This is a genomic window from Methylobacillus methanolivorans (genome assembly GCF_044751345.1).
GTDB classification, from domain to species: Bacteria; Pseudomonadota; Gammaproteobacteria; order Burkholderiales; family Methylophilaceae; genus Methylobacillus; species Methylobacillus methanolivorans.
This window is the reverse complement of record NZ_JBIWXY010000001.1, coordinates 1307855-1329141: the sequence shown is the minus strand read 5'-3', so window position 1 is coordinate 1329141 and position 21287 is coordinate 1307855. Positions and strand designations below refer to the sequence as shown.

Annotated in this window: 23 protein-coding genes; 14 read left to right on the top strand and 9 right to left on the bottom strand. The window is 53.8% G+C overall.

Going from position 1 to position 21287, the window contains the following annotated elements; genetic code table 11:
• Position 1 precedes the first annotated feature (1 nt).
• The 4 genes from ACIKP9_RS06150 to ACIKP9_RS06135 form a co-directional block, all read right to left on the bottom strand.
• Entirely contained in the window at positions 2-781 is a 780-nt protein-coding gene (locus ACIKP9_RS06150) for a hypothetical protein (RefSeq protein WP_400880633.1), read from the bottom strand.
• Positions 782-878: 97 nt separating this feature from the next.
• On the bottom strand, positions 879-1403 hold the full coding sequence (locus ACIKP9_RS06145) for a DUF2380 domain-containing protein (protein ID WP_400880630.1): 525 nt from the start codon (positions 1401-1403) through the stop codon (positions 879-881).
• 540 nt (positions 1404-1943) lie between these two features.
• A complete protein-coding gene (locus tag ACIKP9_RS06140) occupies positions 1944-3593 on the bottom strand; it encodes an electron transfer flavoprotein-ubiquinone oxidoreductase (protein WP_400880628.1) in 1650 nt (549 codons plus the stop codon).
• A 10-nt stretch (positions 3594-3603) separates the two neighbouring features.
• The gene (locus ACIKP9_RS06135) at positions 3604-4530 is read right to left on the bottom strand and encodes a LysR family transcriptional regulator (protein WP_400880625.1); all 927 of its coding nucleotides are present in this window, start codon (positions 4528-4530) and stop codon (positions 3604-3606) included.
• 113 nt (positions 4531-4643) lie between these two features.
• On the opposite strand from ACIKP9_RS06135, the gene ACIKP9_RS06130 reads away from it, so the two are divergent.
• The 4 genes from ACIKP9_RS06130 (at position 4644) to ACIKP9_RS06115 (ending at position 7717) form a co-directional block, all read left to right on the top strand.
• Positions 4644-5390 carry an electron transfer flavoprotein subunit beta/FixA family protein gene (locus tag ACIKP9_RS06130; RefSeq protein ID WP_400880622.1) on the top strand — a complete coding sequence of 249 codons (747 nt, stop codon included), beginning with the start codon at positions 4644-4646 and terminating at the stop codon, positions 5388-5390.
• The gene (locus ACIKP9_RS06125; protein WP_400880619.1) at positions 5390-6319 is read left to right on the top strand and encodes an electron transfer flavoprotein subunit alpha/FixB family protein; all 930 of its coding nucleotides are present in this window, start codon (positions 5390-5392) and stop codon (positions 6317-6319) included. The genes ACIKP9_RS06130 and ACIKP9_RS06125 overlap by 1 nt, the downstream gene beginning before the upstream one ends.
• 31 nt (positions 6320-6350) lie before the next feature.
• Positions 6351-7127, top strand: coding sequence for a ferredoxin--NADP reductase (locus ACIKP9_RS06120; protein WP_230347817.1), 777 nt, complete (start codon positions 6351-6353; stop codon positions 7125-7127).
• Between the two features lie 83 nt (positions 7128-7210).
• A complete protein-coding gene (locus ACIKP9_RS06115; protein WP_400880614.1) occupies positions 7211-7717 on the top strand; it encodes a GNAT family N-acetyltransferase in 507 nt (168 codons plus the stop codon).
• 61 nt (positions 7718-7778) lie between these two features.
• Here the strand turns inward: ACIKP9_RS06115 and ACIKP9_RS06110 are convergent, their stop codons facing one another.
• Genes ACIKP9_RS06110 through ftsY form a run of 4 tightly spaced genes read right to left on the bottom strand, consistent with a single transcriptional unit; the run spans position 7779 to position 11449 of the window.
• Entirely contained in the window at positions 7779-8837 is a 1059-nt protein-coding gene (locus tag ACIKP9_RS06110; RefSeq protein WP_400880611.1) for a hypothetical protein, read from the bottom strand.
• A 30-nt stretch (positions 8838-8867) separates the two neighbouring features.
• Positions 8868-9767: a permease-like cell division protein FtsX gene (gene ftsX / locus ACIKP9_RS06105; RefSeq protein WP_400880608.1), complete on the bottom strand. Its 900-nt coding sequence runs from the start codon at positions 9765-9767 to the stop codon at positions 8868-8870.
• Positions 9764-10420 carry a cell division ATP-binding protein FtsE gene (gene ftsE, locus ACIKP9_RS06100; RefSeq protein ID WP_400880605.1) on the bottom strand — a complete coding sequence of 219 codons (657 nt, stop codon included), beginning with the start codon at positions 10418-10420 and terminating at the stop codon, positions 9764-9766. The genes ftsX and ftsE overlap by 4 nt, the downstream gene beginning before the upstream one ends.
• Positions 10421-10438: 18 nt before the next feature.
• Positions 10439-11449, bottom strand: coding sequence for a signal recognition particle-docking protein FtsY (ftsY, locus tag ACIKP9_RS06095; RefSeq protein ID WP_400880602.1), 1011 nt, complete (start codon positions 11447-11449; stop codon positions 10439-10441).
• A gap of 326 nt (positions 11450-11775) precedes the next feature.
• Here ftsY and ACIKP9_RS06090 point away from each other — a divergent pair, with 326 nt between their 5' ends.
• From ACIKP9_RS06090 to ACIKP9_RS06060, 7 genes are all read left to right on the top strand, one after another.
• On the top strand, positions 11776-13098 hold the full coding sequence (locus ACIKP9_RS06090; RefSeq protein WP_400881882.1) for a M16 family metallopeptidase: 1323 nt from the start codon (positions 11776-11778) through the stop codon (positions 13096-13098).
• Complete coding sequence (locus ACIKP9_RS06085; RefSeq protein WP_400880599.1) at positions 13088-14425, top strand: M16 family metallopeptidase; 1338 nt, start codon at positions 13088-13090, stop codon at positions 14423-14425. The genes ACIKP9_RS06090 and ACIKP9_RS06085 overlap by 11 nt, the downstream gene beginning before the upstream one ends.
• Positions 14412-14969, top strand: coding sequence for a 16S rRNA (guanine(966)-N(2))-methyltransferase RsmD (gene rsmD / locus ACIKP9_RS06080; RefSeq protein WP_400880597.1), 558 nt, complete (start codon positions 14412-14414; stop codon positions 14967-14969). The genes ACIKP9_RS06085 and rsmD overlap by 14 nt, the downstream gene beginning before the upstream one ends.
• A 39-nt stretch (positions 14970-15008) precedes the next feature.
• Positions 15009-15491: a pantetheine-phosphate adenylyltransferase gene (gene coaD / locus ACIKP9_RS06075; protein ID WP_400880594.1), complete on the top strand. Its 483-nt coding sequence runs from the start codon at positions 15009-15011 to the stop codon at positions 15489-15491.
• Positions 15492-15510: 19 nt separating this feature from the next.
• Positions 15511-15768, top strand: coding sequence for a YfhL family 4Fe-4S dicluster ferredoxin (locus tag ACIKP9_RS06070; RefSeq protein ID WP_400880591.1), 258 nt, complete (start codon positions 15511-15513; stop codon positions 15766-15768).
• Between the two features lie 124 nt (positions 15769-15892).
• Complete coding sequence (locus ACIKP9_RS06065; protein WP_400880588.1) at positions 15893-16648, top strand: methyl-accepting chemotaxis protein; 756 nt, start codon at positions 15893-15895, stop codon at positions 16646-16648.
• A gap of 90 nt (positions 16649-16738) precedes the next feature.
• The gene (locus ACIKP9_RS06060) at positions 16739-17689 is read left to right on the top strand and encodes a substrate-binding periplasmic protein (RefSeq protein ID WP_400880585.1); all 951 of its coding nucleotides are present in this window, start codon (positions 16739-16741) and stop codon (positions 17687-17689) included.
• Between the two features lie 51 nt (positions 17690-17740).
• Here ACIKP9_RS06060 and ACIKP9_RS06055 read toward each other — a convergent pair whose 3' ends face one another.
• Positions 17741-18277, bottom strand: coding sequence for a DinB family protein (locus ACIKP9_RS06055; protein ID WP_400880582.1), 537 nt, complete (start codon positions 18275-18277; stop codon positions 17741-17743).
• Between the two features lie 264 nt (positions 18278-18541).
• Between ACIKP9_RS06055 and gloA the strand changes: the two genes are divergently transcribed.
• From gloA to ACIKP9_RS06040, 3 genes are all read left to right on the top strand, one after another.
• Entirely contained in the window at positions 18542-18940 is a 399-nt protein-coding gene (gene gloA / locus ACIKP9_RS06050; protein ID WP_400880580.1) for a lactoylglutathione lyase, read from the top strand.
• A gap of 103 nt (positions 18941-19043) precedes the next feature.
• On the top strand, positions 19044-20000 hold the full coding sequence (locus ACIKP9_RS06045) for a bifunctional enoyl-CoA hydratase/phosphate acetyltransferase (RefSeq protein ID WP_400880577.1): 957 nt from the start codon (positions 19044-19046) through the stop codon (positions 19998-20000).
• Positions 19997-21193 carry an acetate/propionate family kinase gene (locus ACIKP9_RS06040; RefSeq protein ID WP_400880575.1) on the top strand — a complete coding sequence of 399 codons (1197 nt, stop codon included), beginning with the start codon at positions 19997-19999 and terminating at the stop codon, positions 21191-21193. The genes ACIKP9_RS06045 and ACIKP9_RS06040 overlap by 4 nt, the downstream gene beginning before the upstream one ends.
• The last annotated feature ends 94 nt before the right edge of the window (positions 21194-21287 follow it).

Sequence of the window (21287 nt, the reverse complement as noted above, 5' to 3'; positions counted from 1 at the left end):
CTTATATCCTTGAGATAAATCGTTGCTTGATCTGAGCTTGGGGATAGCACTCCCAGGCACGTTGTTGTTCATACCAAGCCAGGAAATTGGCCAGCTTTTGGTTATCGATATTCGGGTTGTCGGATAACCTGGAATGCGCTACCTCTAGATAGACCGGTATCTGTTCCTTGGGCATGCTAAAGAAATTGGGGGTAGGGCAGGTGCCAGCTTCCATGCTTTTGCGCAGCGCAAATGCCTTGAGCAGCAGGTCTGGCGCTATGCTGGTGGTGACGAGTTCGTCGCCAGCATCCTGCTGCGCATGGTAGATAGCTTGTGGCTGATTAGTGGGCCAGAAATGCATTGCCAATAACACGCTGGCTAGACCTGCTGCGGCATAACCGCTAGTACGTATAGCTTGATTCAGTCTTGCCATCTTTGGAGGTTTCGCCTGTGTAATGACTGCGCTAGCAGCGCTTTGCGCAGCTTGTAGCGCCCCCATTCCGGGATTGCGTAACTCCTCTGCGATAGCGCCTTGCAGCAGGATCAACATCTGGTTCACGACCACTGAGGGATTCTGTAGCTTGGCCATCGTGGCTAATGTAAGCAGATGGGCAGTGAGTGCTGGGCAGGCATGTAATAGATCTGGATTGTTGGCGTGTGCTTGACGGGCAGCTGTGCGCATACCAGGCGCCTGTAGCCAGGTTTCCAGCAAGCTGTACAAGGCTAACATCTTGGTACTAGGTTCAGGGCCCGCTTGCTCGATCATGCGAATCAGCCAGGCACTATTGAGAAATTCCATCATGTGGCGTTATCCAGGGTGAATTGCAATTTTCGGTGTTATATCTATGGCAGTTTATTTTGCTGTCTGTAATGCGTATCTTTGCCTGCAATTTGCGATGCTACTTTTTAACATGAAGCGCATCTAAGCGCTGTTTCACCACCTGGGCTAGCTTCTCAGCTGTGCGTATGGTGGTGCGCTCATCTGACCATGAACTTTCCAGCTGTGCGGAATTGGACACCACTACAGTCTGGCTGCGGACATCGACGATGATCAGCCGGGGATAGACAAACAAATAGGTCGGCTTGAGTGCTACGCCTATTACTAGGTAGTCAGCTCCCATGTCTTTATTAAGCTCGATAGCGGTGCCCACATTGTCGTAAAGATAAGTGGGGGAGTGTTTTTCGATTTCTGCTTGTACCTTCGAGTCTACAGGCAACACATTTATTCCCTGACTCTTCAGGCTTTCCTTGAATGTGGATGACAGCAAGGCGATGCGCTTGAGCTCTTCAGGTGCATTGGGCAGGTCGGTCATGTCATTCAGTTCAAAGGCCAAGACGATGACTTTGGGGTCTGCGTTGGCGGCTGATGAAATGAAAACACCTAGGAATAAAAGTGCTTTCAGTAATTTCAACAGTGAGTGCATTTATTCTCCATGATGAAACAAGCGAGCGAAGCGAAATGGTGCAAATGTACAATACTAAACTGTTTAGTATGAATTTGTACTAAATAGTACACTTTTGGAAAATGTTTGCAAGCGAGTATTAAGAATTCAATACGGATAGTGGGTAGGAGAGATTCAAAAGCTCAGATGGGAAATGTCTTGTATGGCATTGTGTGGTGCATCGCTTGCATTAGGCCATTAGGTGTAGGTGCGCTAGCTTTTACTGCATTGCTAGGTAGGTGGCACGTGAGATGAGCAAGCGATTAATCAAGCCCAGCTATCCAGGCATCTGGGCTGAAACGTCTGCAAATGAAGCCGAGGGCCCTAATGCTGCGATAGGGCTATCAGTGTGGTTGGGGAAGGAGGTCTATGCTGGCAGAGTTATGCAGCAGGCATCTAGCTAGGCCTATACGGAGATCGCTGAAATCGGGTTGGTGTGACTTAGTGCCTGGTCATGCAAATCCAGGGCAAACAGCGACATTCACGGCGGTCGTGCAGTCTGTCTGCCCTGGGTCGGATAGGCTACATTCCTATGTAGGTTGGGCCGCCGCCACCTTCGGGCGTGCGCCAATTGATGTTCTGCAACGGGTCCTTGATATCGCAGGTTTTGCAATGGATGCAATTGGCGGCATTGATTTGTAGGCGTGGGTTGCCTTCGGACGTGACGATTTCATAGACGCCCGCCGGGCAATAGCGTTGTTCAGGCGCATCGTATTGCGGCAGGTTGATATCGATGGGGATGCTTTGGTCACGCAGCACCAAGTGGCAGGGTTGGTCTTCCTCATGCATGACATTGGTGAGGTAGACCGACGATAGCTTGTCAAAGCTCACTACGCCATCAGGTTTTGGGTAGGTGATCTTGGGGCTGGAAGCAGCAGGTTTAAGGCTTTCATGATCTGCCTTGCCATGCTTGAGCGTCCATGGCGTGGTGATGCCGAACGAGGCCAGCCACATTTCCATGCCGCCGAAGATGCTACCAAGGATGTTGCCGAAGCGTGAGAGCGCAGGCTTGACGTTGCGTACGGCCTCCAGATCTTTCCAAATCCACGAGGCGCGGATTTTTTCTGGGTAACTTTCCAGTGTGGCACCGATTTTTTCCTGTGCCAGTGCTTCCACGACTGCTTCTGCCGCGAGCATGCCGGACTTCATGGCATTATGCGAGCCCTTGATGCGCGGTACATTCATAAACCCCGCAGTGCAGCCGATCAATAAGCCGCCGGGGAAGGCCAGGCGTGGGATGGATTGCAGACCGCCCTCGGTGAGGGCGCGGGCACCATAGCTGATGCGCTTGCCGCCTTCCAGCAGTGGGCGGATCGCAGGGTGCGTCTTGAAGCGCTGGAACTCGTCAAACGGGCTTAGGTGCGGGTTGCTGTAGTTAAGGTGCACCACGAAGCCGATAGCAACGGTGTTTTCCTTGAGGTGATAGATGAACGAGCCACCACCCGTGCTGTTGTCCAGTGGCCAGCCCTGTGAATGCGTGACCAGGCCAGGTTGGGATTTCTCCGGCTCAATCTGCCAGATTTCCTTGAAGCCTATGCCGAATTTCTGTGGCTCGGACAGGGCGCGTAGCTGGAAGTGCTCGGTGAGGTCTTTCGTTAACGAGCCGCGCGCACCCTCGGCAAACAGCGTGTAATGCGCACGTAATTCCATGCCCAGCGCAAAGCCCGGCTTTTCGTTGCCTTGCTTGTCGCGACCCATATCGCCAGTGATCACGCCTTGTACGACACCAGCTTCGTCATAGATGACTTCGGCAGCGCTGAAGCCTGGATAGATTTCCACGCCGAGTGCTTCAGCTTGCTCACCCAGCCAGCGGCATACATCTCCCAGGCTGACGATGTAATTGCCATGGTTGTTCATGAGCGGAGGAATCAGCTTGGTGGGAATCTGCCAGCTTTTTTCCTGCCCCAAGACCAGGAAGTGATCATCCGTGACTGGTGTGTGCAGGGGAGCTTCTTTGTCTTTCCAATCGGGGATGAGTTCGTTGAGGGCAATCGGGTCGATCACGGCGCCAGACAGGATGTGAGCACCTACCTCGGCACCTTTTTCCAGCACGCAAACACTGACTTCACGCGCTTGTTCCAGCGCCAGTTGCTTGATGCGGATCGCGGCAGAAAGCCCGGAAGGGCCAGCGCCGACGATCAGTACGTCATAATTCATTACATCGCGTTGCATGCTAAAACTTTCATGGAATATACGGTATGTTGATTTCGTCACTGCGCTGCACATCGCGGGTTAGCAGTCGACAATGATTTAAGAATGCGCGTACTGCGGCTGTCTGATATTTTTTCTTATGCCAGACAAACATGAACTGGCGTTTCAAGTCCAGTTCTGGGGTTGCCAATGCCACCAGATTGCCCCGGGCAATATCATCCTTGAGGGCTAGGCGGGAAATGCAGGCCAGGCCAATGCCGGATTCGACGGCACGTTTGATGGCCTCGGTATGCTCCAGCACCATGCGTACGTCCAAGCGGCTTTGATGGTGGCGCAAGGCATGATCAAAGGTTTCCCGCGTACCTGAGCCTTGTTCGCGTAACACCCAGCTTGAGATGAGCAGTTCATCCAGGCTGGCGCTGCCTTGTTTGGCAAGTGCATGCTGTGGTGAGCAGAATACGGTTAACTCATCTTCTATCCATGGCTCTACTTGCAAGTCTGGATGATGGCAATTGCCCTCTATTAGGCCAAGGTCAAGATCATACTGGGCAACCTGTTGCATCACCGAGTTGGTGTTCTGCACGTGCAATTGTACCTGGCAATCCTGATGCTGCTTCATGAATGAGCCGATCAGCAGGGTGGCGAGGTAGTTGCCTATGGTGAGCGTGGCCCCCACTTTTAGTAAGCCAAAGGTAGATTTTCCCTGTAAAATACACTCTATTTCAGTGGCCCGGGAAAGCACCTCGGCTGCCATTGGCAGCAGGCTACGGCCTAGCTCATTGAGTTTTAGCACTTTACCCATGCGGTCAAACAGTTTGCAGTCAAACTGTCGTTCCAGTTCGGCAAGTGCAGTGCTGGCAGCCGATTGCGACAAAGACAAATCCTCGGCCGCTCGTGACACATTCTCCAGGCGTGCAATGGCAACAAACACTTCTAGTTGTCGTAGGGTATGCTTCACCTGAGAATGATTCTCATATCGATATAATAGATATGTGATATACTGATAATTGATTTAACAGATATTTTACCGCTGATTAAAATACGCGGCAAATGATGGAGTGGGATCACAATATGAAAGTGTTAGTTGCGGTAAAGCATGTGGTGGATTACAACATCAAACCACGCGTCAAGGCTGATGGTTCTGATGTGGATATTGCCGGGGTGAAGTTAAGTATCAACCCTTTCGATGAAATCGCCGTGGAAGAAGCAGTGCGCCTGAAAGAGCGTGGCATTGCAACTGAAGTGGTAGCCGTGACGATCGGCAAGACCAATAGCCAAGATAGCCTGCGTCATGCACTGGCGATGGGCGCAGACAAGGCTGTTCTCATTGAGACTGATGTCGAAATGCAGCCACTGGCGGTTGCCAAGCTGTTGAAGTCGGTCATTGAGCGTGAGCAGCCTGGTTTGATCATTCTGGGTAAACAAGCGATCGACGATGATCTGGGCCAGACTGGTCAGATGTTGGCTGCCTTGATCAATGCAGGGCAGGGCACATTTGCTTCTGTGATTGATGTAAAGGGTGACGAAATTGAGGTGACGCGTGAAGTCGATGGTGGTACCGATGTCGTGGCACTCAAGCTGCCAGCCGTAGTAACGACTGACTTACGCCTCAACGAGCCACGTTTCATCAAGCTGCCAGCCTTGATGATGGCAAAGAAAAAGCCCATCGAGACCATTAAGGCAGCAGAGCTTGGCATTGATATCAATCCGCGCCTCAAGCAGCACAAGGTGGCTGATCCTGAGCCGCGCAAGCCTGGCATCAAGGTCGCCAATGTCGCTGAACTCGTCGAAAAACTACGTCTTGCGGAAGTCCTGTAATGAGTATCCTGATTCTCGCCGAACATGACGGCAAACACATCAAGCAATCCACCCGCCAAGCAGTCACTGCTGCTGGCGCATGGCAATTGCCTATCCATCTGTTGGTAATTGGCGCCAATACGGCTGATATTGCCGCACAAGCGGCTGGTATTGCTGGCGTTGCCAAGGTATTGCAAGCCGATGCTGACCACTTTGCACATCCATTGGCTGAGGATGTCGCCGCCTTGCTGGTACAGCTGGGTAAAGATTACAAAGCCATTCTTTCCGCTCACACGGCATTCAGCAAGAGCGTGCTGCCGCGTGTGGCCGCGTTGCTTGATGTTGGCATGGTGTCTGATGCTATCAGCATTACCGCCCCTGCGACTTATGTGCGCCCGATCTATGCTGGTAATGTGCTGGCGACAGTGGAAAGCAGCGATGCGATCCAGGTGGTGACTATCCGTGCAACCTCTTTTGTGGCGGCTGCCGATGGTGGCAATGCAGAAGTGGCGGCTACTGCCGTACCTGCGCCTACTGGCCTTAGCCGCTGGATCAAGGAAGACAAGAATGTCTCCGACCGTCCAGAGCTGTCCTCGGCGCGTGTTGTGGTTTCTGGTGGCCGTAGCCTGGCTGAGCGCTTTAATGAGTTGCTTGAACCACTGGCGCATCGTTTCGGCGGTGCATTGGGTGCGACTCGCGCTGCCGTTGATGCAGGCTTTGCGCCCAATGATATTCAGGTGGGGCAGACCGGTACCATCGTGGCGCCAGAGTTGTATTTCGCGATCGGTATTTCTGGTGCGATGCAACATTTGGCCGGGATGAAGGACAGTAAGATTATCGTGGCCATCAACCACGATCCTGATGCGCCTATCTTCCAGTATGCGGATTACGGCCTGGTGGCAAACCTGTTTGATGCCGTGCCTGAGCTTACCACGGCCCTGAACCAATAATATTCAAAATCGTAAAGAGAATAGAATCTACATGAGTGCATTCAATACCGAGAAAGTCCTGAGCGTTAAGCACTGGAACGACAGCTTGTTCAGCTTCACCACCACCCGTAACGACGCCTTGCGCTTCGAGAACGGCCAGTTTGTGATGATCGGCCTGCAAGTCGATGGCAAGCCGCTGATGCGTGCTTATAGTATCGCCAGCCCCAACTATGCTGAGCATCTCGAGTTCTTCAGCATCAAGGTGCCGAATGGCCCGCTGACTTCACGCCTGCAACACTTGCAAGTTGGGGATGATTTGCTGGTCAGCCGCAAGCCAACAGGTACGTTGTTGCTGTCTGACCTCAAGCCAGGCAAGCACCTTTACCTGCTTTCCACTGGTACAGGTTTGGCTCCTTTCATTTGCCTGATTCAAGACCCTGAAATCTATGAGCGTTTTGAAAAAGTGATTCTGGTACACGGCGTGCGCCATGTGAATGACTTGGCTTACGAAGAGTTCATTACCAAGGAGTTGCCAGAAAACGAATTCTTCGGTGAGCAGGTCAAGAATCAGTTGATCTACTACCCTACCGTGACGCGTGAAGAGTTCCGTAACCAGGGCCGTCTGACCGACCTCATGGAAAACGGCAAGTTGTTTGCAGATATTGGCCTGCCACCACTCAACCCTGAGACTGATCGCGCCATGTTGTGCGGTAGCCCACAAATGCTGATCGATACCTGCAAGGTGTTGGATGCTGGTGGCTTGAAGATTTCCGAGCGTATTGGCGATGTGGCTGATTACGTGATCGAGCGGGCGTTTGCAGAGAAGTAATCTTTAGTCCTGCATCAAGTCTCAATAGAAAGCTGGCATAGTGATATGCCAGCTTTTTTATTATCTAATGCCTAAGGTGCAACATGAGTAGGGTATATGTCAGACAGCCCCTGATGACAGATCAGGCCGAGTTCTTGGAAACGGTGCGCAAGAGTTCAGCGTTGCATGCAGCGTGGGTAAGCCCACCTGCGACTGCGGAGCAATTTGGCTTGTATCTGGAGAAGAGGCACGCGATCAATAGTGCGGCTTTTTTGATTTGTCATGCTGCGTCGGATGAAATTGTCGGTGTGGTGAATGTCACCAACATTATTCTGGGGGCATTTTGTAGTGCCTACCTTGGCTATTACGCATTTGCGGGTTACGAGCGCCAGGGGCTCATGCAAGAAGGCTTGCTGAGCGTGATGGCTCACGCTCGCGACAAGCTTGGTTTGCATCGTTTGGAAGCCAATATCCAGCCTGATAATGCGCCATCAATTGCTTTGGTGAAGAAATGCGGATTTTCGCTTGAGGGATATTCGCCGCAATATCTCAAGATTCATGGTCAATGGCGTGATCATGAGCGTTGGGCGGTTATTCTTTCAGCCAATTAGTCTTTGCCTCATCGGCATCGCATGCGCAATGCATGATGTTGGCTAGTAAAAGGGCCTGCTACTAAGGCACTGGATAGCGCGGTGGTCCAGGTGGTTGCCCTGGTGGACGGCGGCGCTGCATATCCAGGTAGCGCATGTCGCCATCGCCGAAGAACTCCTTAATCAGGAAGTCTTCTAATCCGGCGCTGTCTTCCATGCGGGCAGAGAGCACGACCACACGTCCGAGTTGTCGCGATTCCCAGTTGAAGTCGCCGGAGTAGTGGCGGCGAATCAGCTCTATCATCTTGCGCACGGTAGCGCGCTGAATGTCCTCACCAGCCTTGGCTTCAATCTGGAACACTTCACGCTTGGCGGTGCTGAAATCGTTGATCCAGCCACGGAACTCGAACGTGGAGGTGTAATTGCTCATGCTGAGGATGCGGAACACGCCGCTTGCGCCCGAGGACAGGTTCTTCTTGATGGTCTCGTCGCGCTTTTGTTCTTCCGAGAGTGAGCGGTTGCCTGATTCACGTTGCGCGCGCTGGTTTTCCATCATGGCAGCATAGTTACTGTCAGTTGAGCTGCGATATTCGCGCATAGCATTCATGTACGAAGCCATGTCTGAATATTGTGACGGATCGGGTGGCTGCGGGCGTGTGGGTGTTGGCACAGGCGTCGGGGCCGGTGCAGGCGTTGGCTTTTCAACCGGTTGGGGCACTGGCTTATCCTTGCCCGTGATGACCTTGGGTTGCTTGCTTGATTGACGCGGCTGTTTGGGCGTCTTGCTGGGTTTTGCTACCGGAGGTGGTGGTGCAGAAGCTGGTGGTGGCGCCATCTCTTGCTGTGGTTTTTTCTCGGGCTGGGCCAGGCTGACTACCAGCTCTTTTTGTCCGCCTTCCTTGTCGGCTTCTTCTCCTTGATCCATGGTGGGCATAATGAAACCAAAGAACAAGATCAGGTGCAGAATGAGCGAGAAGATCAGCGCATACAGCGTACGGCGACTGATGCGAAACTCAATGAATTGTTCGTGGTCAGCAGGTATTTCCCAGGGAAGATTGGCTGTGCCGGGCTGAGAGGGCGCCTTGCCGAAATGGCTCGCAATCCATGCAGTGATATGGCGAAACAGGCGCGGTGCAGCCACGGTAAATGTAGTCCGGGGTTCTTGGGTTGATTAGTTTGGGTTGAGACTTGCCAGTGAGCGGTTGACGGCAATATAAGAGCCCAGCCAACCTAGCACAATAGCGCATGCGATTACTCCCAAGCTGATTTCCCAGCCGGGTAACACTAAGATGAAGCTGCTGCCATAAAGTTCTGCCAAATCGGCCACGGAGTGGTTAAAGATTGTAAGGATACCGTTGACGAATCCAAGTCCAAGCAGGCTGCCGCCAAGGCCATACAGCGTGCCGGCATAAAGGAAAGGGCGACGGATGAAGCCATCGGTGGCACCGATCAGCTTGCTGACTTCAATTTCTTCGCGCTGGGTGGCAATTTGTAAACGAATGGTATTGCCAATGATGGCGATCAGGGCAAACCCAAGCAGGCCAGAAAGTATCCATACGGCTTTTTTGCCTAGCTGTAACACGGCATAAAGGCGCTTTGCCCAATCAGCATCTGCCAGCACATGTTCTACCCCTGACCAGCCCTCGATTTCATGTTGTAACTGGGTAATCGCGTCTGGTGAGTGATCTTTGGGCTCGATAAAGAAGGCATCTGGCAGGGGGTTTTTCTCCAATTGGCTGGCGACGCTTTGCGCTTCTTGCATCTGTTTCCACGCATCATTCCTGCTGACAAACTGCTGCTTGGCGATACCTGGATGCTGTTGCAGTTTTTGCTTGAAATCCTGCAAGGCGGAAGATGTGACATCCAGCTTCATGAAGACGCTGATCTGGGGTTCGTTCTTTACCTCACCTGCCAGTTGGTTGAGGTTGTCGATCACGACGTAGAGAATGGCTGGAAGGCTTAGCGCAATACCGATCACGCTCCAGATCATGATGGTGGAGAGCTTGTTGCGCATGATACGCGACAAAACGAGACGCCAGACCTGGGTGTGCTGGTTGATCCAGTGTTTCATGATACCGAGAGCTTTCCATGATCAAGGTGCAGGATTTTTGCCGGGATATTCTGGATGCCATGGGCATCATGGGTGGCGATAATCACGGTAGTGCCAACCTGCTGAAACGCGCGGAATAGCGTCATGATGTCAGTGGCGTACTCTTCGTCGAGATTGCCGGTAGGCTCGTCTGCGATGAGGATGGCAGGACGGCTGACCACGGCACGAGCAATGGCAAGGCGCTGCTGTTCTCCACCGGATAGGGTGATGGGGATAGCTTTTTCCTTGGCGAGCAGGCCCACTTTGTCGAGTGCTGCACGGATGCGTTTAGCAGCTTCTTGCCCAGTGATGCCATTAATGTAAAGCGGCAGGGCGACATTCTCGAAGCAGTTGCGGTCGTAAAGCAGCTTGTGGTCCTGGAACACCAGGCCAAATTTACGGCGCAGATAAGGCAGCATGCGTGGGCGTAACTTGCTGATGTTCTGGTTGCCTATCAGCACGGTGCCACTGGTCGGGCGTTCTATGCCTGCCATCAGCTTGAGTAGGGTGCTCTTGCCCGCGCCGGAATGGCCAGTGACGAAGACGAGTTCGCCCGCAGCGATCTCGAAAGTCACATTGCGCAAGATATCGTCGCTGCCGCGGTAACGCTTGTTGACCTGGTCGAAACGTATCATGCGTATGCGTTTTCCTGATTATTCAAACAATGCATCAATAAACTCGCTGGCCTTGAAGGGGCGCAAGTCGTCAATCGATTCGCCAACGCCGATATAGCGGATGGGAATCGGGCGTGATTGAGCAATTGCCGCAATGACACCGCCCTTGGCAGTGCCGTCCAGCTTGCTCAATACCAGCCCTGTGACGCCCAAGGCATCATCAAATGCTTTTACCTGGGTGACCGCATTTTGTCCGGTATTGGAATCCAGCACCAGCAGCACTTCATGCGGTGCGCCTGGCAAGGCCTTGTCAATCACGCGTTGCACCTTGCGGATTTCTTCCATCAGGTTGAGCTGGGTGGGCAGGCGGCCTGCGGTATCTGCCAGCACAATGTCTATACCCTTGGCCTTGGCGGAATTGACCGCATCAAAAATCACCGCTGCCGGGTCGCCGCTTTCCTGTGCGACGACATGTACATTGTTACGCTCACCCCAGGCTTGTAACTGCTCGCGCGCCGCTGCGCGGAAAGTATCGCCTGCCGCGATCAGCACTGATTTTCCTTGTGCCTGGAACAAGTTTGCTAGCTTGCCGATGGTCGTAGTCTTGCCTGCGCCATTGACGCCTGCAAGCATGATGACAAAGGGCTGGCCTTTTGTTGTGTCCAGTGGCTTTTCCAGCGGAGCCAGCAGTTCCAGCAAGGATTGCTTGAGGGCTTCCTTGAGCTGGGTGGTGTCGTTGAGGTTCTGGCGTTTGACGCGGGTACGGATCTGCTCAAGCAGTGCCTGAGTTGCCGCGATGCCGACATCGGAGGTGAGGAGGATAGTTTCCAGCTCCTCATAAACATCCTCATCAATCTTGCCGCCGCCAAACAGGCTTGCCAGTTGCAGGCCTAATTGGCTGCGAGTCTTGGCGAGGCCGCGCTTGAGTCGCTCTGTCCAGCTCAGGGTTGGTTTTTCCTGAGTGGGTACCTGAGGTGTGACTGGCGCTATTTTCTCCGGTTCAGGAGCTGGCGCTGGCGGGTTTTTATCTTTTTTGAAAAAATCGAACATGGAATGTGTTTTTAGCAATAAGCCGATATTTTAAAGCAAAACAAGGCGCTTGCACTGGCACAAGCGGGATATTCTAGGCATATCTTCAAGTATTTTACCTAGCCATCATCGGCTTGCTATATCTGGCATGTATATATGCTTCTGCTACAAGAACTAATGCTGAAACGGCTGGGTCAGAGCATGGTTGCATGACGGTTGTTTTCATCCGGAACTTGGTAGCGCTGGTGGTGCAGGCAATCAGGCACTGCCGCTATAATGCATGAATAATGCGGCTAAAGGAGAATCGCAAGGTGTTTATTCGAGGAGTGTGGCTGGCACTGGCATTGATGCCAATCGCCGCCCAGGCAGCAGATACGCACGAGTTCAAGCTCGACAATGGCATGCGCGTCATCGTGCAGGAAGATCACCGGGCGCCGGTCGTGGTGTCTCAAGTGTGGTATCGCGCAGGCAGTGTGGATGAAGTTAACGGCAAGACCGGTGTTGCTCATGTGCTGGAGCACATGATGTTCAAAGGCACCAAGGCGGTGCCGCCAGGGCAATTTTCGCGCTTGATTGCGGCGGCGGGTGGTCGTGAAAATGCCTTTACCGGTACTGATTACACCGCTTATTACCAGCAACTGGAAAAGTCTCAACTACCGCTGGCGATCAAGCTGGAGGCAGACCGCATGGCCAACCTGCAATTGACCAAGGAGGAGTTCTCCAAGGAAATCAAGGTGGTAATGGAAGAGCGTCGCTGGCGTACTGATGACAAGCCGCAAGGCATGCTTAATGAGCAATTCAGTGCCGTGGCCTACCAGGCACATCCTTATGGCCGCCCTATTGTTGGCTGGATGAACGATCTTGAGAACATGACGGTGGAAGATGCGCGCGAGTGGTACCAGACTTGGTACACGCCGAGCAACGCCATCCTGGTGGTGGCAGGAGATGTGGACGCACAATCTGTACTCAAGCTTGCCAAGCAGCATTTTGGTGTGATCAAGCCACATGCCCTGCCTGCACGCAAACCACAGCTTGAGCCGCAGCAGATAGGCGAGCGCCGCCTGGTCGTGAAGGTTCCCGCTGAGCTGCCGTATGTGCGCCTGGGTTTTCATGTGCCGATCTTACGCGATGCGGATAAAGATTGGGAGCCTTATGCGCTGGAAATCCTCGCCGGTGTGCTGGATGGCAATGCCTCGGCACGCTTGAATCAAAACCTTGTGCGTCAACAGCAGCTTGCTGTTGATGTGGGCGCTGGGTATGACCTGATTCAACGCGGACAAGTGGGTTTGTTCGAGCTGGAAGGCACCCCAAGCGAAGGCAAGACGGTTGTTGAGCTGGAAGCCGCGCTGATTAACGAAGTGGAGCGCATCAAGCAGGATGGTGTCACCGAGGAAGAGTTGCAGCGCGTCAAGGCGCAGGTGATTGCCGCGGATGTTTACCAGCGTGATTCCGTGTTCTACCAGGCCATGCAGATTGGCCGCCTGGAAACTACCGGTTTTTCATGGCGCACCTTGCAAACTTACCCTGCCAAGTTGCAGGCGGTAACGCCGCAGCAGGTGCAGGAGGTTGCGCGTAAATACTTGGTCAGGGACAGCATGACCGTTGCCACCCTGGACCCACAACCGATAGACCCCAATGCAAAACCAAAAGGCAAGCCACATGCGCATTAATCTTTCTCTTGTCCGGCGCGCGCAGCAGGCGCTCGTCGTTGCTGCCGGGCTGGTTGCCCTGCAAGCCCATGCCGCCCTTAACATTCAGCACTGGCAAACCAGCAAGGGCAGTGAGGTGTATTTTGTCGAGAATCATGATCTGCCCATCATTGATATCAGCACCAATTTTGCCGCAGGCAGTGCACGCGATGGTGGCAAGCCAGGCCTGGCAGGTATTACACGCTATCTCATGACCTTGGGGGCTGGTGGTCTTACCGATCAGCAGATTTCCAATGGCATGGCGGATGTTGGTGCTGTGCTCGGCGGGGAGCTGGATGCAGACCGTGCAGCCCTCAAGCTGCGCACCTTGAGCAGTGTGCGGGAGCAAAATGCCGCACTGGATATTTACACCAAGATACTGCATCAACCTGATTTCCCCCAAGCGACGCTGGCGCGTGAAAAGGCGCGCATCATTGCGGGCCTGAAGGAATCCGCTACTCAGCCAGCGAGCATTGCCAATCGCGCCTTGCTGAAAGCCTTGTACGGCAATCATCCCTATGCGGTGGACGAAGAGGGCGAACCTGAATCGGTCAATGCATTGGCTGCGGCAGATTTGCAGCAGTTCTATCGGCAATATTATGGTGCGAAGAATGCCGTGATTGCCTTGATGGGCGATATGACGCCGGAGCAGGCCAAGGCTATTGCCGAGCGTATTTCCGCTGGCTTGCCTGATAGCCCAGCCGCTGCCGAGCTGCCTGAAGTGAGTTATCCGCAGGCTGCGGTGGAGCGCCGCATTCCACACCCAGCCAGTCAGTCGCATATCATGCTGGCCTACCCTGGCGTGAAGCGTGGCGATGCAGATTACTTTGCACTTTATGTTGGCAATTACATCCTCGGTGGTGGTGGCTTTGTTTCGCGCCTGACCGAGGAAGTGCGTGAGAAGCGTGGCCTGGTGTATAGCGTGTATAGCTACTTCATTCCCATGCAGCAATTGGGCCAGTTCCAGATCGGTTTGCAGACCAAGCGTGATCAGGCCGAGGATGCACTCAAACTGGTGCGCGAAACCTTGGGTAAATTTATTAGCCAGGGCGTGACCGAGGCCGAGCTTAAAGCCGCCAAGCAGAACATCATCGGCGGCTTCCCGCTGCGTATCGATAGCAATAGCAAAATCCTCGATTATCTTGCCGTGATTGGTTTCTACAAGTTGCCGCTGAATTATCTCGATGAGTTCAATGGCAAGGTGGAAGCAGTGACGGCGGCCCAGATCAAGGATGCGTTCAGCCGCCGCATAGACCCGAACAAACTGGTGACCGTGGTGGTGGGTGGCACTGATAGTGGCAGCAAGTAATCGTGTACGTATCAGCGGCGGCGAGTGGCGTAGCCGCCTGCTGAGTTTTCCCGATGTGCCCGGCTTGCGCCCCACGCCTGACCGTGTACGCCAGGCCGTGTTCAATTGGCTGGGCCAGGATATGCATGGGCAGCGTTGCCTGGATTTGTTCGCTGGTACTGGCGCGATGGGCTTCGAGGCATTGTCGCGAGGTGCCAGTGCTGCCGTGCTGGTGGAAAAGTCTCCCGTAGCAGCAAAGTCTCTCCAGCAAAATCAAGCCTTGCTCAAGGCAGGTCAAGCCAAGGTGTTGCAGCAGGATGCTACTCAGTTTCTTGCACAAAACCGTGAGCGTTTCGATGTGATTTTTCTTGACCCACCCTACCAGCAAGGCTGGCTGTCCAAGCTGCTGCCGCACCTGCCTCCCCACTTGGCGGAGGGCGGTGTGGTGTACGTTGAGGCGGAGTTTGCACTGGAAGATGACGAGCTTTGGCAAGTCATCAAACACGGCAAGGCGGGCAATGTTTTCTATCACCTGTTAAAATTGGCAGATAGATCAACCGATTGACAGGTGCTTTGCCTGTCTCGCCTCGCAAGGATTGTTTTTTTGAGCCAGTTGAAAGTCGTTTACCCCGGAACTTTTGATCCCATTACTCGCGGTCATGAGGATATCGTACGTCGTGCTGCAGGGTTGTTTGACCATGTGATCGTGGCGGTGGCTAGAAGTACAGGTAAAAACCCCATGTTTTCCTTGGATGAGCGCGTTGAGCTGGCTTCCAAGGTGTTGTCCGATTGCCCGAATGTAGAAGTGCTGGGCTTCTCTGGCCTATTGATGCAGTTCGTGCGTGAACAAGGTGCACGTGCGGTGGTGCGTGGCTTGCGTGCGGTGTCTGACTTTGAGTATGAATTCCAGTTGGCGGGCATGAACCGCCAACTATTCCCTGAGATGGAAACCATTTTCCTCACACCGGCAGAGCAATATATGTTTGTCTCTGCTAGCCTGGTGCGCGAGATTGCCCAGCTCAAGGGTGATGTCAGCAAGTTTGTTTCCCCACTGGTGCAAGAGCGCATTGCGCTCAAGCTCGCTTGAGTAAGGTTGGGAGTCCACCATGGCCTTGATGATCACAGATGAATGCATCAATTGCGATGTCTGCGAGCCTGAATGCCCGAATGGTGCTATCTACCAGGGCGAGGAAATCTACCAGATCGACCCTAATCTTTGCACCGAGTGCGTAGGCCACTTCAATAACCCTCAATGCCAGGATGTTTGCCCGGTGGCTTGCATCCCGCACGACCCTACCCGCGTGGAAACCCACGATCAGCTTTACCAGAAATACCAGCAAATCATGCTGGTGAAGCAAGCTTAAGCTCAATCACAAGTAACACAATTTTTTCATTCAGGTAAAGATAGTTTCTTTTTAGGCACATTTTTTGCCTAATACAGTCATCTATTGTTCTTTGCACAGCCTCTTGCTGGGCTGTTATCTCGCCATGAAACTGATTGCCTCCTTGCTGGCCTGGATATGCCCGGCCTTGTCAGAACCCGCACAGGGAGAAGTTTCTCGACCGCAATCGCTTGCATTAGCCTACGATCAAACTAGCCGGTATCTAGCTGCTTTAGCGGAGCGTATCGGGCATTTGATGCGGCAGTTGCTCAATACTGAAAGCACCCAGTCAGCGCGTTTTGCTGAGGTAGAGAGCCGACTTGGTGCAATGACGGCGCAAGTCGGCCAAACCACGGCCCGTATGCAGCATAGCCTGGAGGAAGCCGAAACCTTGCGTAGTCAATCGCAAGAGGATTTTTCCTTGGCCAGTAGCGAAATTTCCCAGGGTTTGCTTAGCTTGGAGCAGGCTCTGGCGGCCAAATTGTCACGTGTCAACGAAGTGGTGCAGGGGCTGGGGCGCATTGGGCGCGAGCTGGAGCTGATCGGGATCAATGCAGCGATTCAGGCTGCGCATGCGGGTGAGTCTGGGCGTAGTTTCGGTGTGGTGGCCGAGCATGTGCGTGAGCTGGCGCGGCATACCGTGAGTAACTCCAAGGAAGTGTCACAAATGCTGGATTTCAGCGATTTTCAGCAGCAACTGATCGGCTTCGGCCATTCCAGTCGTGACAATGTGGAGCGGGTAGACCGGGATACGGCACAGGCCTTTGGCACCGTGCAGCAGGCTTTCCGCGAGATAGGCGCTTCCATGCAAACCCTGCTGGAACATGGCAACGTGATCGAAACCATGCATCAACTAGACTGAGGCAGCTATGCTGGCCAGCGCCAGAAAGTTGGTTGGGCGCAGCAGCTGGCCACTGACATCGCTGGTCTGGAAGCTTACCCTGCACAGCAATTGCACGAATCGTTGGCCACCTTGCTGCGCAAGGATGGTGGCTACAAGCCGACAGACTATGACCGTCTTGCGGATATCCAGGCGCGCGGCGTGTTAAGGGTGGCCATAGAGCCTGCTTTCAAGGGACTATCGTTCCGCATGCGGCCAGGTGAGCCATTGCGTGGATTGGATGTGGAATATGCCACCGCCTTTGCTCGGGCAATAGGCGTCAAGGTCGAATTTATCGAGCATTCGTGGGATCAATGCGTCGAGTTGCTGCATATTGGCCGTAGCCGTGGCGAGCCTGAGGCTGACGTTGTCTGGAGCGCGTTACCACCAAGTGCCAGCTATCACCAAGTTGCTTATTCCGAGGCCTATACCTACCTGCATTACATGCTCGCCAGACGCAAAGGCGACCAGCGTATCAACATCAACGGTCTTGCTAGCCTAGAAGGCAAAGTGCTGGGTTGTATCAATGACCCAGCGGCATTTGCCACGCTTGAAGCTGCTGGCCTGCGCTGGAGCAAGCACAGCAAGGCCGAGCGCGGTACAGTCAGGTTGGCAAACCTGATTGGCTATACCGATCAATCCATCATCCACGATGCCTTGGCTAGCGGAAAGGTCGATGCCTTCGCTGTTGACCAACCCATCTTCGCTTGGGCTTGCAACGGGCAGGATAGCCCCTGGCATGGGCGCATCGAACTATTGCAAGGCAACCTCGCGGCTAGTCCTTGGTATTACGTGGCAGCGGTAGCCGATGACCCATCCAGCTATACCTTGCTACGCGAGATCAATCAATTCATTAGTGAGTTCCGCTACACTTCCGAACGGCAGGCACTCGAACAACGCTGGCAGTTTAGCGTGGTCGAAGGCAATGCTGGCTATCAGGATGAGCCTGGGCATTTGCGGGGAGAGGCTGAGCTTTATCAGGAGTATCAGCAGATGGGGGTGGGCAGTGTAAGGGAGGCCTAATGCTGGGGGCTTCCGTTAGCGTTGTGCATGGCTCACCCATTGCTCAGTGGTTCAGATATTGTCGTCTGGGATATAGGCGATGAGGTCTGTGATACCAACATCTATACCAGCCTGGAAAAGCAAGGTGGAGGCTTGGCCGCGGTGGTGTGTTTGATGGTTGAAAAAATGCTGAAGGACTGCGCCTAAATTCTTGCTTGACTTCACCCCGGCCATGTTTGCATATGTCAGGGTAAAAGCAAGATGCTCACATGTAAGTTCGGAAACCCAAAGATCAATCAAGCTGTCGAGGCCTTGGCGATAGGTCTCAAGACTCAGCAAGTCAGAGGCGATGATCTGCCGTAGCGAGGTAGGCCGCTCAAAAGATGATAACCCTGCAAGTGCAGGGAACTCGCCAGAATGCTGGGCAAAGCGATGCAGCCAGATAGTATCTGCCACTGCAATGTGATTGAGTGTCCCGATAATGGAGCCGAAGAATGCACCTCTATCAGCGGCGAGTTCAACGCTGTTAAGCTTTTTCGCTGCTTCAAACATTTGCTCATTCATTGAACGGTTGTAATTCGCGAGTAGCTTGGCGATTTGTGATGTCATGTTAAGCCTTGGCGGCACGTTCGTAAGGTGGGCGTTTCGGGGTGGTCACAATTGAAACCAATAGCTTGTTCCTAAGTTTGTACAGCAAAAAGCTTCCTGTGATTGCCCAATTCGTATGAACATGAATAAATCCTATTGGATGAGGTTGAGCTAGGTCAATTCATCTCTATTTCTCAATCAGGAAGCCGCACTAGCCTCCATCTTGCAATCCCTGAAATTCATTATGGTTATAATGGCGCTTTGAATCTGTCTGGAGAGGGTGTCGTGCGCATATTGCATACCATGTTACGGGTCGTTAACCTGGAAAAGTCGATCACGTTTTATACCAATGTTCTTGGCATGAAGCTGTTGCGTCGGCATGAGTATCCTGATGGAAAGTTCACGCTGGCTTTTGTTGGGTATGGCAGCGAAAGTGATCAGGCGGTGATTGAGTTGACGCATAACTGGGAAACCAAGAGTTATGACAAGGGCAATGCCTATGGGCACATCGCCGTTGAGGTTGACGATGCCTATGCTGCCTGTGAGGCGGTCAAGCAGGCGGGCGGCAAGGTGGTGCGTGAGGCTGGGCCGATGATGCACGGCACGACGGTGATAGCTTTCGTTGAAGACCCGGATGGTTACAAAGTGGAGTTCATTCAAAAGGGCACCTGGACGCCTGCGTGAGCGGATGCCGGGGAGTAAGGCGCTCTTGCTATAGGCGTATCTCCTCAATCGCACATTGTCTGCGTGATACATTCACTGCCATCTATGTCGTAAGGAGCTACTGATGTCACAAGCCTTACCCTTGGCTAATCCAGGGCATTCACAGGATTTGTTGCAGGCGTTGATTGCTTATGCGCAAGCCTTGCCCGCGGTGCGTACCGGGGTAGTGCACCCTTGTGATGCTGTCAGCCTGGAAGCGACGTTGGAGGCCAAGGCGCTCGGGCTGGTCACGCCAGTGCTGATCGCGCCGCGGGCGCGTCTTGAGGCTGTGGCTGCGCAACATGGGCTTGCACTGGATGGTGTCGAGATTGACGATGTGCCGCATAGTCATGCAGCAGCGGCCCGAGGCGCGGAGCTTGCGGCGGCAGGCAAGGTGCAGGCGCTGATGAAGGGCAGCCTGCACACCGATGAGCTGATGTCCGCTATCCTGCCTTCCAGTGCTGGCTTGCGCACCAAGCGCCGCGTATCGCATTGCTTCCTGATGCAGGTGCCGACTTATCCGCGTGCTTTCATTATTACCGATGCCGCCATCAATATTGCACCTGACCTGCTGGCCAAGGCCGATATCGTGCAAAACGCCATCGATCTTGCACATGTCCTTGGCGTGACTTCTCCCAAGGTGGCCTTGCTGGCAGCGGTGGAAACGGTTTCGCCAAATATGCCAGCCACATTGGATGCTGCTGTGCTCTGCAAGATGGCGGACCGTGGGCAGATCACTGGCGGCCTGCTGGATGGGCCGCTGGCATTTGATAACGCAGTTTCCAGCGAGGCAGCGCAGATCAAGGGTATACGCTCCGAGGTTGCTGGTGCGGCAGATATTTTGGTCGCACCGGACCTGGAAAGTGGCAATATGCTCGCCAAACAACTGGAGTATTTGGGCAACGCCCACAGCGCGGGCATTGTGCTTGGCGCCAAGGTGCCGGTGGTGTTGACCAGTCGTGCCGACCCCAAGCCTAGCCGTTTGGCCTCCTGTGCTGTGGCAGCCATACTCGCCGATCATTATCGTGAGAGCCCGCCATGAGCCAATGGGTGTTGGTGCTGAACTGCGGTTCTTCCAGTATCAAGTTTGGCTTGTTCGATATCAGCCAGGCAGTCATCTCGCGTAAGCCGCGCTGGAACGGCAAGGTGGATGGCATTCTTGGCACCGGCCCGACCTATGGCGATAGCGTGACCACGCCACACGCGATAGCGCTGGGAAGCGAGCATCCTTACTCAGAGGCATTGCGCCATATTATTGAGCGTACCCAGGCGCAACTACAGGGTGATGCTCTGGTGGCGATTGCGCACCGTGTGGTGCATGGTGGCAGCCGTTACTTCACGCCTGTGCTTGTCAATGATGAGGTCCTGCGTGATTTGTGCAGCTACATTCCCCTAGCACCACTGCACCAGCCCTTTGCGCTGGAAGCGATAGAACGCTTGCTGGAAATCGACCCCAGCCTACCGCAGGTTGCTTGTTTCGATACCGCTTTTCACCATACTCTGCCCGAAGTCGAACAAGTCCTGCCGTTGCCCTATGCTGTATTCGAGCGCGGCATCAGGCGTTATGGATTTCATGGCTTGTCTTACGAGTATATGGCAGTGCACCTGCCTGAACTGGCGGGCGATCGTGCCAGGGGGCGTGTCATTGTTGCCCATCTTGGTAGTGGCGCCAGTTTGTGTGGCATGCAGGATTTACAGAGCGTGGCGACCACCATGAGTTTTTCTGCGCTAGATGGCTTGATGATGGGCACGCGTAGCGGTGCGCTTGATCCCGGCGTGCTGCTGCACATGATGGAGGTGGAGCACCTGACACCTGCCAGGGTGGGGGAGATGCTGTACCACGAATCAGGTTTGCTCGGCCTCTCTGGCATTGCTGCTGATCCGCGCGTGTTGCTGCAATGCGAGGCAACAGAGCCGCGGGCGCGCTTGGCGTTGGCGTTGTATGTGCGGCGCATCGTGCGCGAGATCGGCTCCATGGTCGCAGCGCTTGGCGGGCTGGATATGTTGGTATTCACGGCTGGCATTGGCGAACACAATGCCGAAATCCGTCTGCGCATCACTCAAGGGTTGGCGTTTCTAGGTGTGCAGCTTGATCTTACAGCCAACCAAGCGGATGCCACGGTGATTTCATCTGCTGCCAGTGCTATCCCCGTGCTGGTGGCCTTGACCAATGAAGAGTGGATGGCAGCTAGCCATGCGCAACGCTTATTAAAGCCCGGCTTGAGCGAAGTGTAAGCCTTTGTAAGCGTTGACAGCGCTAAGCCCGTGGCTGTGTAGGGTTGTGTAAATTCAATTGCGGCGATTCCTGGGGGACAATACTATTGTTCTC